This is a genomic window from Nostoc sp. CHAB 5836, from assembly GCF_020829445.1.
GTDB lineage: Bacteria > Cyanobacteriota > Cyanobacteriia > Cyanobacteriales > Nostocaceae > Nostoc.
The window spans coordinates 19,287-32,617 of the sequence record NZ_JAIVFV010000072.1 but is presented as its reverse complement, the minus strand read 5'-3'; the positions used below and the strand labels follow the sequence as shown (position 1 = coordinate 32,617).

At 41.4% G+C, this 13,331-nt stretch carries 19 protein-coding genes and 1 pseudogene; 5 read left to right on the top strand and 15 right to left on the bottom strand.

The features are described from left to right. Window positions 1-469, top strand: a pseudogene (locus LC605_RS16220) (hypothetical protein); the annotation flags it as partial. A 255-nt stretch (window positions 470-724) separates the two neighbouring features. Next, window positions 725-1,957, top strand: a complete 1,233-nt coding sequence (locus LC605_RS16215) for an AIPR family protein (protein WP_229548550.1) — start codon at window positions 725-727, stop codon at window positions 1,955-1,957. 44 nt (window positions 1,958-2,001) lie between these two features. On the opposite strand, the gene LC605_RS16210 is transcribed toward LC605_RS16215, so the two are convergent. From LC605_RS16210 to LC605_RS16165, 10 genes are all read right to left on the bottom strand, one after another. After that, window positions 2,002-2,208, bottom strand: a complete 207-nt coding sequence (locus tag LC605_RS16210; protein WP_229548549.1) for a hypothetical protein — start codon at window positions 2,206-2,208, stop codon at window positions 2,002-2,004. Window positions 2,209-2,299: 91 nt separating this feature from the next. Beyond that, a complete protein-coding gene (locus tag LC605_RS16205) occupies window positions 2,300-2,764 on the bottom strand; it encodes a hypothetical protein (protein ID WP_229548548.1) in 465 nt (154 codons plus the stop codon). Between the two features lie 180 nt (window positions 2,765-2,944). Next, on the bottom strand, window positions 2,945-3,811 hold the full coding sequence (locus tag LC605_RS16200; protein ID WP_229548547.1) for a BRO family protein: 867 nt from the start codon (window positions 3,809-3,811) through the stop codon (window positions 2,945-2,947). A 22-nt stretch (window positions 3,812-3,833) separates the two neighbouring features. Next, window positions 3,834-4,235: a hypothetical protein gene (locus tag LC605_RS16195; protein ID WP_229548546.1), complete on the bottom strand. Its 402-nt coding sequence runs from the start codon at window positions 4,233-4,235 to the stop codon at window positions 3,834-3,836. 134 nt (window positions 4,236-4,369) lie between these two features. Continuing rightward, the gene (locus LC605_RS16190; RefSeq protein ID WP_229548545.1) at window positions 4,370-6,286 is read right to left on the bottom strand and encodes a hypothetical protein; all 1,917 of its coding nucleotides are present in this window, start codon (window positions 6,284-6,286) and stop codon (window positions 4,370-4,372) included. Window positions 6,287-6,350: 64 nt separating this feature from the next. Further along, entirely contained in the window at window positions 6,351-6,872 is a 522-nt protein-coding gene (locus LC605_RS16185) for a hypothetical protein (protein ID WP_229548544.1), read from the bottom strand. A 165-nt stretch (window positions 6,873-7,037) separates the two neighbouring features. Beyond that, window positions 7,038-7,310 carry a hypothetical protein gene (locus tag LC605_RS16180; protein WP_229548543.1) on the bottom strand — a complete coding sequence of 91 codons (273 nt, stop codon included), beginning with the start codon at window positions 7,308-7,310 and terminating at the stop codon, window positions 7,038-7,040. Window positions 7,311-7,324: 14 nt separating this feature from the next. After that, window positions 7,325-7,888, bottom strand: coding sequence for a hypothetical protein (locus LC605_RS16175; protein ID WP_229548542.1), 564 nt, complete (start codon window positions 7,886-7,888; stop codon window positions 7,325-7,327). Then, complete coding sequence (locus tag LC605_RS16170; protein ID WP_229548541.1) at window positions 7,878-8,222, bottom strand: hypothetical protein; 345 nt, start codon at window positions 8,220-8,222, stop codon at window positions 7,878-7,880. The genes LC605_RS16175 and LC605_RS16170 overlap by 11 nt, the downstream gene beginning before the upstream one ends. A gap of 95 nt (window positions 8,223-8,317) precedes the next feature. Next, window positions 8,318-8,533, bottom strand: a complete 216-nt coding sequence (locus tag LC605_RS16165; RefSeq protein WP_229548540.1) for a hypothetical protein — start codon at window positions 8,531-8,533, stop codon at window positions 8,318-8,320. Window positions 8,534-8,643: 110 nt separating this feature from the next. On the opposite strand from LC605_RS16165, the gene LC605_RS16160 reads away from it, so the two are divergent. From LC605_RS16160 to LC605_RS16150, 3 genes are all read left to right on the top strand, one after another. Next, window positions 8,644-8,874 (top strand): hypothetical protein, encoded by a 231-nt coding sequence (locus tag LC605_RS16160; RefSeq protein WP_229548539.1) that lies wholly within the window; start codon window positions 8,644-8,646, stop codon window positions 8,872-8,874. A 170-nt stretch (window positions 8,875-9,044) separates the two neighbouring features. Continuing rightward, a complete protein-coding gene (locus tag LC605_RS16155; protein WP_229548538.1) occupies window positions 9,045-9,377 on the top strand; it encodes a DUF5674 family protein in 333 nt (110 codons plus the stop codon). Next, window positions 9,374-9,748, top strand: a complete 375-nt coding sequence (locus tag LC605_RS16150; RefSeq protein ID WP_229548537.1) for a hypothetical protein — start codon at window positions 9,374-9,376, stop codon at window positions 9,746-9,748. The genes LC605_RS16155 and LC605_RS16150 overlap by 4 nt, the downstream gene beginning before the upstream one ends. Before the next feature lie 385 nt (window positions 9,749-10,133). On the opposite strand, the gene LC605_RS16145 is transcribed toward LC605_RS16150, so the two are convergent. From LC605_RS16145 to LC605_RS16125, 5 genes are all read right to left on the bottom strand, one after another. Beyond that, window positions 10,134-10,343 carry a hypothetical protein gene (locus LC605_RS16145; RefSeq protein WP_229548536.1) on the bottom strand — a complete coding sequence of 70 codons (210 nt, stop codon included), beginning with the start codon at window positions 10,341-10,343 and terminating at the stop codon, window positions 10,134-10,136. 38 nt (window positions 10,344-10,381) lie between these two features. Next, the gene (locus LC605_RS16140; RefSeq protein ID WP_229548535.1) at window positions 10,382-10,678 is read right to left on the bottom strand and encodes a hypothetical protein; all 297 of its coding nucleotides are present in this window, start codon (window positions 10,676-10,678) and stop codon (window positions 10,382-10,384) included. A gap of 467 nt (window positions 10,679-11,145) precedes the next feature. Then, window positions 11,146-12,060: a hypothetical protein gene (locus tag LC605_RS16135; protein WP_229548534.1), complete on the bottom strand. Its 915-nt coding sequence runs from the start codon at window positions 12,058-12,060 to the stop codon at window positions 11,146-11,148. A gap of 77 nt (window positions 12,061-12,137) precedes the next feature. Beyond that, window positions 12,138-12,755, bottom strand: coding sequence for a Uma2 family endonuclease (locus LC605_RS16130; protein ID WP_229548533.1), 618 nt, complete (start codon window positions 12,753-12,755; stop codon window positions 12,138-12,140). Between the two features lie 164 nt (window positions 12,756-12,919). Next, the gene (locus tag LC605_RS16125) at window positions 12,920-13,192 is read right to left on the bottom strand and encodes a hypothetical protein (RefSeq protein WP_229548532.1); all 273 of its coding nucleotides are present in this window, start codon (window positions 13,190-13,192) and stop codon (window positions 12,920-12,922) included. Window positions 13,193-13,331 lie beyond the last annotated feature (139 nt).

Sequence of the window (13,331 nt, the reverse complement as noted above, 5' to 3'; positions counted from 1 at the left end):
TACCTTTGGCGACTTCAAGGTGCTGGAATTTCAGTTTGCAGCTATTCAGTTAAATCGCTTAAATTGGCGAGATTTTCTCACACAGCCAAATCCGGTGGCAGCAGCATTGATGGCGAAGATGAATATTTCCAAGCAAGAACGTCCACAGGTGAAGGCGGAATGTTTGCGGCTGCTGGCGACCTTAAAATTAGACCCAGCAAGGATGCAATTAATTTCTGGGTTTGTGGATACGTATTTGCAGATGGATACAACCGAAGAGCAAGTTTTCCAAGCGGCTATCGATACAATGGGGTTAACTGAGCGGGAGGAAATCATGGAAATTGTTACTAGTTGGGAACAAAAAGCTTTGGAAAAAGTAGCATTGAACTTACTGCGCGAGGGTCTAGCTATTGAAGTAATCATACGGGTAACAGGTTTAACAATGGAGCAAGTGCAGCAGTTACAGGCACAGCTGTCTCAAGAAAATTAATCTCAGTAGACATTCATGTAAGTAGGTGGGCGCGATAAAATCAATGTATGTTGAGTTTTGTAAAAACCTTAGAACGATTGATTCATAAGGGCAATAAAAGAACAGATAAAAACAGCCACGACAATCGAGGAATTGCGTCGAATAATCCGGTCAGAAACCGAAACGCAGTCATAAGTCACAGTGCGGCTCCAAAAAGTGTCCCGAAAAATTTTCCTCTGGTTAACATAGAAATTCCCCTGACATTACTTAGAAAGTATGCCCAAGACTTGGAACATCAAGATAGATAACTATTTTCAACCGAACCCCAATTGCATCATCGCCACCGCCTATGTAGACTCGTTCCCCACAGACCTGCCCCTAGAACCCAACATCAGGGAACCAAACCGCAGAAGCGCCACCTACAGACAAATCTTCGACTCCCTGACAACGCAGCAAGAAAAATTCTTCTCCCGTCACAGTGGAATAACCCTGTGTGCAAATCAAGTCAAGCTCAACAAAACCTTACTCGAACTAGAAATTTTAGAAGCAAGCGAGGGGGGAAGCGATGGAATTATCAACGGCGGTCACACAATTTTAGCAATTGAGCAAGCGAAAAAATACAAGTACGACCTAACCCTTGCCAGAGTCCAAGTTAAAATTCACATTGGACTTTCAGAAGACGAGGCCCTAGACATCGCTCTGGCTTCAAATACCACAACTCCAGTAGATTCCCGCTCCAAAATCAACGCCAGGGGTGATTACAAATTCATCAAAGAGGATTTAACCCAGTTAGAAGCCAAAGAAAACACAAAATTCCGCATCGCCTATTACCAGAATCAAAGCGGCGCTCCCAGAAACGCCCAGTGCAATGTTACCCATTTGCTGAAGCTGCTTAACTGCCTTGACAGAAACAAGTACAATCCCAATGGCAATAAACGAGCCAAACACCCAGCAAATATGCATATTGCAGGTAATATTACAGACACAGAAAGGGAAAGATTAACCACTTTACTGCCTCTGCTTCCCAAAGCTCTGTGGATAGAGCAAAGGCTGTATGAAATTATCCAAGAACATATCAGCAACCCCAGAAGAAAGGGCATCAACGACTTAGCATCAATTGATATACGTAAAACTACTCTGTTGCCAGATAGTAGGTATTCCTTTGGGTTTGGTGCGCCAACGGACTTGGCACTACCGATAGTTGCATCATATCGCGTATTCCTAGACAAAGACTATAAATGGATTCTGCCATTTGAGGAATTCGCTGAAGATTTTATTCAACAGCTTTGGACTAACTCTTTCCGCAAATACTTGGTGTCGGAGAAAACAGCAGGGAATACAGTCGGGACAAAAATCAGCCGCAATCAAGAGATTTGGGAAAGTTTGTATATTTCGGCACAAAGTTATCTGAATCAGTACTTGATGAAAATGGTTAATTCCGATAAGGAAGAGTCAGAAGCGAAGGTGACACAAGGGACGAAAGGACGTGTGCAAGCAGGTAAGAAATAAGGTTCTTCAGCTACTTTCATGGAGAATTACGCGGAAATAAAATACTAATCTCTAAAATCGCCAATCAAATAGTTCATAACAGCAACAGCAAACTTCACGGCTTCAACAGGGTTCTTAGCTTGATAAGCAATCTGAGCTTCAGCTATTCTCTGAACCATTTCAATCTTTTTTAAGGAGTTTTGCCCAAAATGGTCACGATTAAGAGAATTATTGCCAATTCCTAAAATATTCTTAATTTTCTGTGACTTCATACCAAATAAGCCAAGATTGAGGGTGTCAAAAGCCTCAGAGTAATTCTGGCTAGGATACCTTTCTATTCTTGGATACTTAATGTAATATTGTTTAAGGGAATTCGCCCATGAACCAAAATGTTGATTTTGTCAATATCCTCGCTTTTAACCAATTCTGGCGATCATCTTGCTCAAATTTAATGCCAAAAGCATCACAAAATAATTGATGAAGTGATAAACCAACTAGAGTATCCCTAAGTTCCTGAGCTTTAATATTACCTTTACGATCTAATCTAGCTAGTAAAATTTCAAACTCCCTCAGAGGTAATGAATTCACAGCTTTAGGATGCAATTCCGTCTTGAGCTTAACGAAGTTAAAATTAACGTGGGATTGGAAACCCGTATTAAGTAAGGCTTCTAGCTGTTTTGAGCTTCGATTTGGTGGGATTAACTCAACATCGACTAATTGAGGAATAGCAACATAATAGTCACCATTCTCATCCATCAGTCCATCAATTTCCAAAAATCCTATTTGAACCTTTGTTATATTTGCAGACAAAGTTAAAGTTTTAGCCATAATTAATTTTGTTTCCTCGTGGCACATTTTTAGTTATCACAGTAACAGTGCGGGGATTTGAAAGAGACCTCAACACGCCATTTTTAGAAATGGGGGACTCTAACTCCCAACGGAAAAATTAACTGATAAGAGAAAAGCGATCGCTTGTAGTAGAGATTATGAACAAGGCGATCGCGATCATCAAATATTTTCAATAAATCGCTGTTCCACTCGCAAGTCAATCACTTCAAGAACATCAGGCAACCACCGAACGTGTTCAACTATTTTGTCATGAGTCCGTGCTTTATCTCTTGTGACAGTACCCCAGAGTTTACCTTTTTCAGTTAGATGCCAGATATTTTTGTGACTTTGTTTACCATTCGTGTCGGTCTTGACTTGAACTTCCTTGGTTTGCAAACCAGCAAATTCCAAAACACGGTTAACTATTTGGGGTTTAATGGGCTGGGGTAGTCCGTTGCGTTCGGCATATAATTCGCCGATTGCGGTTGGAGACAAATGTCTGTTGGGAGTCGCTTCAATTTCCTGGATTGCTCCGACTAACTCCTGTGCCATTGGGGTTATTTCGGGACACAGCGCTTGTACACCTCGAAGGATGGTGATGGTTTGGAGTTCTGCACTAAGCCTTGTGCCAGACAGAATCTTTTGTCCAAAGTTAACGAGTTCATCAAGCGTGGGTTTGGTATTGGTAGTTTGTTGTTGCTCCGGCTGTGGTATTTCGTACTTCCCGGTGCGACGTATAGAGGGAAGAACATCTTCGTATAACCACTGCTGGAATGGCACAGCAATCGGACTGTCAGAGCGTCCAATCAAATAATACAGCCCCGGTTCATAAAGCGTTGCCATTTTCTGCTTTCCGCCAGGGGTCATAATTGGTTTATGATCCTTCCATGCAGCAGGAACTTTGCCCAGATAGTTGGAGTAATTACGCGAGTCTGCTTGGGGATACAAAATAGCGACAATATCAGCAGCTACCCACTCAAGTTTTTCTGGTGTACCGACGAAGCGAACTTCTTGAGACTCAAACACAAAAACTGATAGGTCTGACATAAGTTGATTTCTCCAAAATTGATTAAATACGGGTTAACGCAAGAAAGCAAAATTTAATTCGCAGAAGCGTAGCTTTAATGAAAGTTTGATGATTATTTAATCCACCTCTTTGTACCCAGACTTGATGGTAGTGAACTGAGGTGCGGCTGCTACTTCTGCCATAGTAATTTTCATGGCAACGAGAGCATACACCTACACAATCCCAGCCAGGAATTTCGTAACCAGACACGGAAGCAACAGGGAAATGCAGTAAAAACATTCCCAAAATCCGGCGCAGGAGCGAGCGTTTATATTTGATGTGATGTACAACAGTAGCGCGTCCGTGCCAAGGATTATTAGTGCAGCGCGGTTGAAGCCTTCTTATACGACGGCAAGTAATTGACCAGTTGCTAGCATATTCAAATGAAGTTACGGATTTACGCATTATGTGATTTGAATTGGTTCTTTTATTCTTGAGCGATAAAAAATTGAAGAAATCACTTCCTGACCACTACCGGAACTCGACCGGAAGTGTAATGCCCAGAACGTAGTCTGGAATTGGAAATTGAACTACAACACTTACTGATTAACGTTAAAAACGCTGAAACCTTCTTTTTCGTTTCCGCACAATTGATTGAGAGTAATCAATTGTGCTATAGCATTTCTTAAGTAAAGAACACTCTTTTTATCTTCACCCCACTTGCGGCTATTTCTAATCGCCGCGAAGGAAGTTGGAGGAGTAGCAGCAGCCGCAACAATTGACACAATTTGATCTAAATCAGCCTCAGAAATCCTAATTTCTTCTACTTCCAGAAATTCCACCTCTTGATAAGGCTTTGAAAAAATGGACTCCAGATGATTAACTGCGTCTGTCGGTGCAATTTTCTCTCCTCTAGGCATGACTGCCGATTCATGGTGTTGAATCAATTCAGGAAAGAACTGAAGTAATGTTCTCGCTGGGTCTGGTTGCCCATTGCCGGGGTGCAAATGAGTTTTCAGCCATTGGGGAATCATGCCCAAGTTGCCACCACTAACAGGCTCCCCAAAGTTATTAGGGTTAGCTTTAAAATATTCCCCACTGGCAACATTCATCTTTCGCAATCCACCAGCGCTAACCGACTGAGCTACACAGCCAATAAAATTAACCGATTGCTTAAAGGTATCTGCCAGCCCAGCCGTAGCTTTACCTACCACGCTTGTCAGGTTAGAGCCATGCAATACGATAATTAATGTACCGCCAGACTTAGCAAAGCGAGAAAGTAAATATTGGATAGCCCAAGTGCGATCGCTCTCCTCCAATAATGACAACAGCCGCATCGCCTCATCAATCACTAACAGTAAGTTTTTGTGTGAGTAAGGTTCACAACCATCTAACCCTTTAAGAAATTTAAGCAAGTCACGGGCAACTAGTTTATCTGCACCGTCCGCATCTTTTTCAGGGTACTTAAGGGCAGAGATCAAGTTGCAAGCAAACGGGTAAACGTCCACCCCGGCTGTAAAGTATTGGGTGTTTAATCCCGAATCTAAAGCTAGAGATAATGTTGCCAGGATTGCTGCTAAGGTTCCTTTGCCACCTCGCTGAGTACCAGCGATCGCTATCACTTGGGAACTCATCATATCTTCTACTTGAAAACCACTTTTCGTTAAAGCAGCGATGAGTGTGTTTGCCCTATTAATCAGAGGGAGATTAATTATAGTCTCTGGTACAAGCCCATCAGAGGAAGATGGTTGTAACTCTGTAGGGCTAGAAAGCTCCGCAGCTTGGTTCATCTTCCCAATGTCTACAGTCAGTGATTGAAACTGCTTGATATCTACGGTCGGTGGTAACTGGGCTTGAGCCTGTGCGATCGCACTTATCTCCGACCGATTCACCCGGCTGTCAATTGTCACATCCTGTAAATGGAGAGCCATGCTTTGATAAGTCGGTAACTGACGACCCTTGAGCTTGCCAAACCAACCAAACATCCAGCGATAAGCATAAAAACGTTTTCCTGGTTCAACTTGCGTTAAATACTGACCAATATTTTCAAACTCAGCATGAAGAAAGGCGTACTCTTCTGCTGATTGTCGCTCTAAGAATTTAACCGTATTAGCAAGATGATCCGCTTGATAATTGCTCCTAGCATCATAATCCCCCAAAAGAGCTAGAGCGTCTATAAAGTTGCCACGTATAAAGGGTAAGGGGGCAATCTCTTTGGTTCTGTTGGAATGTTCGACAACAAACCATAACCAAGCTGCACCGCCAATTAAACCACCAACTAGTGCCAGTGGGTTGACCGCATAACAAACCGCTCCAATCCCAGAAGCTAACAAACCAAGTACACGGGTCATGTCTGCTTCATTCTCAGAAACTCGGGCCATTTCAAATAATCCATCTTTTCTCTCTTGTAGCCATTGGGCGATATTCCCGGCTTTCAAGTGAGACAAGCTAGGATATGATTCGCGTAAATGTTCAGTTTCTTTAGTTGTGATTTTTGGGATATTGTTACTTTGCATAAATGCCTCACTTGGTAAACGTTGCCGCCCTTTTTACAGTTTGGGTTCTTGGGCGGTTTCCGTTCTAATCCTTTGTCAACCGCCAGATGGCAAACCCAATTTCACCCGCCATCATTGTGCCGATATTAAATAAGATGCAACCCAAAATCATGAATGGGGCTGTGTAGTCGAATGGGTTACGAGCTGCAAAGGTAGTGACAATATCAAACGCCCAAACCGCAATCACAACTAACCCAGCGCTAGAGCGTGAGCGTGTACCTGCGGTTTTGTAATCCTTCCAAAGTTCACCAACAAGGTCAATCTTGCCACTAGGCTTGGTTTCAAGCTCATAGACCATGTGGTCTTGAAGTTCCCGCCTAGCTGAATCTGGGTTTTTACCGCGTAGGGCATAGGCTTCGATTACTTGCACACCCACCGAAACCATGAACGCCAAGTAAAAGAGAGGGTTGAACAGTGCAAACGGTACATTTAGCCAATTCCAAGTCGGCTCAAACCAGGGAAAAACAGGTGGCCCAGTAAAGATTAATTGCCAAGTTGAATCAGCACTAATCATGGAACCACCGATAAATAAAATCCCACCTACCAAGGCACGACCCGCGCCACCGTTAGCAACAAGTTGTTTCGTGTTTCATGTTTCACGTTTCACGCGGGGGAATGCTGTTTCACGACCCCGAAACACTGATGAAACCGTTGAAACGTTTCATGAAACGTTTCATGAAACAGTTTTATGAAACACTCCCGCCCATCACTATTACTTTGATGCCCGTCTCAGAAATGTCAATCCTGCACCAACAAGTAATGCCAAAGGAATGAATATCCCGCTACCAATTAATCCAGTAGCGACAACGCTACTAACGATATATGCACTACCACCTAAAGCGCCAATAACTGAAGTAGCAAACAATCCCGTACTCAAAATATCCATGTCCTGATTTTTCTTTTGATGAGTTAATAGCTCTTGAAGTAATCGGATTTCGGCAACAGTGGCAACAGTTTCATTTTGGATCTGTAGCAATGCTGCCACTGTTTTATAAGCTTCTAAAATCGGATCTGTGTCCCCATCGAAGAAACTCTCTCCCGTAACGAATTGAGTCGTACTTTGAGTTGTTCCTTTTTTCGGATCGACTCCCCCAGCCTTGTTGAAGCTTCTTCTGCCAAATTAATCAAACTCTGATCTATCTCAGAAATCTGGTTATCAACTTCCAACATGGATTGTTCAGCAAAGGCATCCAATACCGTCCCCTTGGCTCCAATCAAGGATTCCATAAACAACAAAGCTCCTGTAACACCAGTTGATGCACCCAAAATCTTAGATTGCTCATTTTGAACGGCTATAGCACCAGAGATAGTCTCTTTATCCGCTGCCGTCAACTTGTATGAGGCTTGTTGAATCGCTTCCGATGCTTTGGTAATTGCCGCCTCCCCCATGTCTGCTACAGGTGATTGTTGTGCTGTGTGAATATTAGTCGGGTCAGCTTTCAAAAATTCTTCAGGTAGGGATGAATTTATTGTCCAAGTCTCACCTGGAAAATTCTTACGAAATTCATCAACCAGCTTGCCTGGTTTAATTCCTTTGGCTTCTGCGTATTCTTTAATGGTCATGATTTACTCCAAATCGTTCGGGATATTTTGCTAGTTCTAAAGTTGTCTTTTTCAGCCCAATCAATAGCATCTTGGTTCTGATCAGTTGCAGTGTAGGGATGTGCCAATTGGTCAGCTTAATATTCCTGTTTAGCCCTCCGTTTTCTTTATCCCTAAACTCCGTAAAAGTCGGCAGATATAAAGAAGCTAAATCGAGATACGTTCTCAACTGCCTTTCGGTCACTTGCGGCTTTAATTTCTTTGCTGCCTGCTCCCGCGTCAAAATTTCTTCAATTACGCAGGAACCTTGTATCAACACACTTTCACCTCTTTTACTTCCGGTTGACTTCCGCATCACTTCCGGTTGACTGCCGGAAATAAGAAGAACTATCTCAATTAAAAACCGCCGATCTCTAGCGGTCTAGTCGAAAATGTATATGAATTTGTATACTAAGCAGCAACAAAAACTAGACTGGGACATCCCTGTTGCTGCCATTTTGAGTCCAATTCTGAGCAAAGAAGAAAGACACACAAAGGTGGCTGACGATGAGCTTTAGTCCCAGTCCGAGATGCATATTGTTTAATGGTTTGCTCAGTTTTACCGATGGCAGCGGCCAGTTGATAGTTAGTCAAATTCCATTTGTTACGTAGTTCTAATGGGTGCATAAGCTTCTTGACCCCTTGTTAGCTGTTTAGAAACATATTTATGATAAACTAAATTCTAGAAAATAGTGGGCAATAAACCCACAAGAAACCCGATAATTAAGGGTAAATTTATGACTATTGAAACAATGCCAGAAACCAACGCACCAAAAATGACACGCATTGAAATCAATGTGCCAACAGCATTGCTGGCTGAAGCTGAAGCTTTAGCGGTCATTGAGGGATGGAAACCAGCTGAACTACACCGCATTTTTTGGGAGAAAGGATTTGCTGTCCACGCTGAAGGGAGTAACAAACGCTTAATTAACAAATCTTTGCGAGAAAAGCACAGCAACCAAGAGTGATGAAGAACAAGCCACGATGTGAATTCTGACTTCTTTTTCAATAGTGCAAAGTTCCAAGTATTGACTTTGCACCATGTCTTTTCAACCGAAATATCCAACCCCAATCGCTGCTGATAATTAATTCTGTTTCACAATTGAAATGCCTTTCCCTGATAAAGGTTATGATTTAAATGATTTTGCTGTTACGCGAACGTGCTACCCCTCTTCAACTTGAACAAATGCTGCGTTCTCACAAGTTCTACATCAAAACAGCAATCGATATCGAGCGTCGGGTGCTGGTTGGTGGTGGTGGTCTACACGCTGATTGTGAAGAAAAATTGCTTTCTGACGGCAGTAGACAACAAGATATCTGGGCTGCCAGTTTTATGCCAATAACTGGAAAAATCATTTATGAGTCGATGGTTAATCTTCGTCCCCGGCAAAATAGGTCAATGGAGATATTGGACTCTAATATTAGAGAAAGGGTAGCTCAACTGATTAACGAATTCCTAGGAAATTTATGATCGAAGTGACACCAAAGCAACAAATTTTTATGCAAGATGATGTGACTACCCGTTTACATCATTTAGCTACACACTTGTCACAGATTCAATCTTTGTGGACTCAAGGCTTATCAGAGGATTTAATACTGGCTTTGGTTAATGAAAGCAGATACTTTATTGAGTGGACTGTGCCAGATATGGTTATAGCAGATGATATTGACCGAGCCTGTGAGTTAGTTGATTTAGTTCGTCTTCTGACTCGTTGGCTATTCCATTGGGACAATATTTGGACTGATGCTGAACAAAAGCAATCTGCATCTGTTGAAATTTCGTATTGGTTACAGCGAGTTTTGGAAATATCACGTACAGAACTGAAATCACTGAGTGCCTGAACTCTATGAATTCTTCCTCTGATTCACTAACAGCGAACGCAAGTACCGCCGACACTCACCCTCACCTTTGCATACCAAAATACGAAGCGCCTGTACTTCCTGTATCGGAGAAACTCGCAATTAATTTAACTTGTTGATTTTCTCTTTAATTTTTTGAGTAGATGAAACTAGAATTTTTCCAACTTCCCTAGTTTCTTGAAGCAAGATTCAAAACTATGTCCGCTTTCTTTTTGTGTCCTGGAGTAGGCAAATGTCTAAACACATATTGCGGATGAGATTCACTGCCTGATTGGTGTAAGTATTGGTAAAAAGCACCATCAAGAAAGGTAAACTTTTGATGGATTTAGCAGTCTTGCATCATAAACAGGATTGAGTTTCATCTTTGTTATCCTTCTTCTAATACTTCCAATGTTTGTGCCAACGCTTGAATTGCATCACCAAGTGTTAAATCCCCACTGTTAGCACACAGGAAATTGAAGGAAAGAGGGTTTCGTTCTTTAAAATCTGCCAGCGCACCAAAAATTTGATCTAATTCTTCATGCACACTTGCAGATGCTCTGTTATCAGAGAATAAAGCTTTTTCTAATGTCGTCATATTTCATCTGATTAGCGTAGCGTTTCTTTTCTCTTGAGCTAACTGTATACTTTTAGCGATGGCGCTTTGCGTTTGAGATTACCCTGACCATCGTCACCGTTAGTTTCTATCGTCGTTTGCTGAGAACATTCGGATTTCTTACACTGGTATTCCCAATGATTAATCTGCGTCTTCTGCCGATGTTCTACAAGGACAATTATGTTTTTGTATTTCGGGTCTTTTCCACTTATTAAATAAGCGTCACCAAGGGCATAAAATCCAGTTGAGATATAATGGCGCTTATCTAATCCCATCAACGCATTCCAAGCCTCTGAATGTTGCTGAACTTTACTCATCGTTATGTTCCTAATTTCTTTCAATCTTTTAAACCAAGAGCAGCATCAAATGCCTCACCATATTTGATGCTCTTTCCACCAATTCCAAGCTGCTCATCCCCTTGAATACAAGGTAGTTTTTTGGGAAATCTCCATCAAGATACACAAGCCGATAATCAGCTAATTCAATTACTTATGGCGTGGTTTTTGTGAGGAGTAAAGTCTGAAATTGGGCAATTTAAACTTTTTTACCAGATATAACTGTTATATGTGCCATAATTTTTGGGTTGAATCGATTTTTCTTTACAGCTATACAAGTTAAGTATGGCTGTAGAGTTTTTCATGTCTATGATAAAGATTCTAGATAGCACTTCACCGTGCTTTGGCGTAGCCTTTAGTTCTAATGTTTTCAGGGTGAAATCGGCAATAAAATAGCGCTCTTGCCGTTACAAAAGCGCTTAATACCGTTCGCTATTTTTATAATTGAGCTATCCGTGTGAAACAAATCTTGCTAATAACTCTTCACGGGATAAACTAGACAATTCCAGTAAAATTCTCGCAAAGTCATCTGGTGATAACTGCAACAAACTATCAACGACTCTCGACAGTTCTTCATCAACAGAACCAAACCGGAATCTCAACAAGTTTTCTACAACTTGGCGTTGTCCTTGCTCTACTCCCTCCTGTACCGCTTGCGCTCTTGCTTCTTCGTAAGCTTGAGTTAAGTTCATGATCAACTCCTGGTCATCTCTGGTCAATTCTGTCTGTGTCATTACACTGATACGCCACCTGTAAATTATTTCCAGTACATTCCGGCGTACAAGGTCAGATGAAGGAAGCGCAATGATTTCACTTACTGCTTGCTTTTGAATTGTTCCCCGTCCCAAAAGCCTCAACCATAGCGTCTCTGAAGTAACTGGTAGTTGGTTAATAGCTACTATTGCAATTCTAAAAACATTAGGCAGAAAGTATATTCCAGTAGTCCAGTTTTCTAGCTCTAATTGTGCGCCAAAACCTTTGAGTAAATCTGGCGAAGCTGATGGTACTAAAATCCACAAACGAGGTAAATTATCATCATCATCATCATCATCTAAAGTTTTCCCTTCTGCAGATGACCGACAGTTCAAAGTTGAAAAGACATTTAAAAGTTTATGTAGGCAGCTTCGGACTTCTGTTTCACCAATTTGCTCATAATAAACTTCTATTGAACAATCACTTTGAGCAACTTTAGCAAGTAATCCAAGTGGGTGTCTTTCGGTTTTAATTGTCCCTTTCGGAAAAAACAGAACAATTCCCCGCCTTTCTGAACCGGTTATTACGCCGCTAACTTCTACGCTACCTAATGGTGAAAGCAAGCCTTCAAGATAATGCTCAACAAACAGACTATAAAATTTTTGGGTCATTCAAAGGACAAATTGCGAAGGATAGTTTATACCAATACCAAAATCGCTTTCGTTGACTTGGAAAGTATTAGTCTTAATCAATACTGTCCTAAAGCAGCTTGAAAAACTTGTTCAGCAGTTAAATTTAGCTCTCTTAAAGTAGGTGATTGAATCCGGTCATTTCCTCGAAATTGAGTAACTTGATATTCACCTTCGACTAAAGCATAAACTGATATTGTCGGTTGTTTAGGATTCCCAATAAACCGCTTTCCACCAAGAGCAGCATAGTCAACAATCCAATATTCTGGAATCCCAATTTCCTCGTACTCACCAAATTTCAGAAAATAATCATCACGCCAATTTGTACTTACAACTTCCACGGCTAATGGAATTGATTCTGCTTGAGTAACCGTTGATGCTTTTTTCCAGAGTGGTTCATTGACCAAGTTAGGAAGATTCAATACTAATACATCTGGAATATAACCAGATTTCTTATCAACTGATTTGACTAATACTTGACCAGGAATGGTATAAGCTAGATTAAACCTGCGAATCTCAAAATTAAGTTCTCTAATCAAAAATGCTCTAACTAGCTCATGTTCTCCTGTTGGTTGCATTTCTACTATTGCTCCTTTATATAATTCATATCTGCCATTTTCTGGTTTCCACTCTAGAAATTCTTCAAAAGTAACTAGTTCTGGTGAAGCTTGAAACATCGTATTATCTCTTCAAGTTTGAACTGATGCCGACGTAATGTTTGATCGCGCAAAAATTTTAGATTTGCTTCTATCTTTACATTTAAATAAAGGATCTTGTTTTCAAATTGGTAAGTGGACAGTTTTTCTAATTTATCCTGTCCACTGTTCAGATTTCTTTAATTTTACGCTACCGCTAACTCTAAGCTAACGTGTGGCACTTCACTAGTCACCGGAGCTAGGGCAAAGGATTCAACAGCCTCCCTGATGCTCCAGTACCGTACTCCATCGCCGCACCGCCAATAGTAAGTCTTCGGGTCGTTTTCCCATAACTCATCAGCGTTTCTAACCTTGAAGACAATTCCCAAGAACTTACCATCTAGATATACGTTGTGAGCCGTCTGAAGGTCAGTGCGTCCTACATAGGTCAGTCGATAGTCGTCCACTGGTTCGCACAAGTCTTCTGCACGAGTCCCGCGATACCCACAGTTACCGCACCCATGTCCTTCGCAGTCTGGACAGATGCATTGGTGTCAAGTTAAGAAAAATAGAATCTTGTCAACAGGGTAAAACTGAATGGATAAACTCAGCACAAGG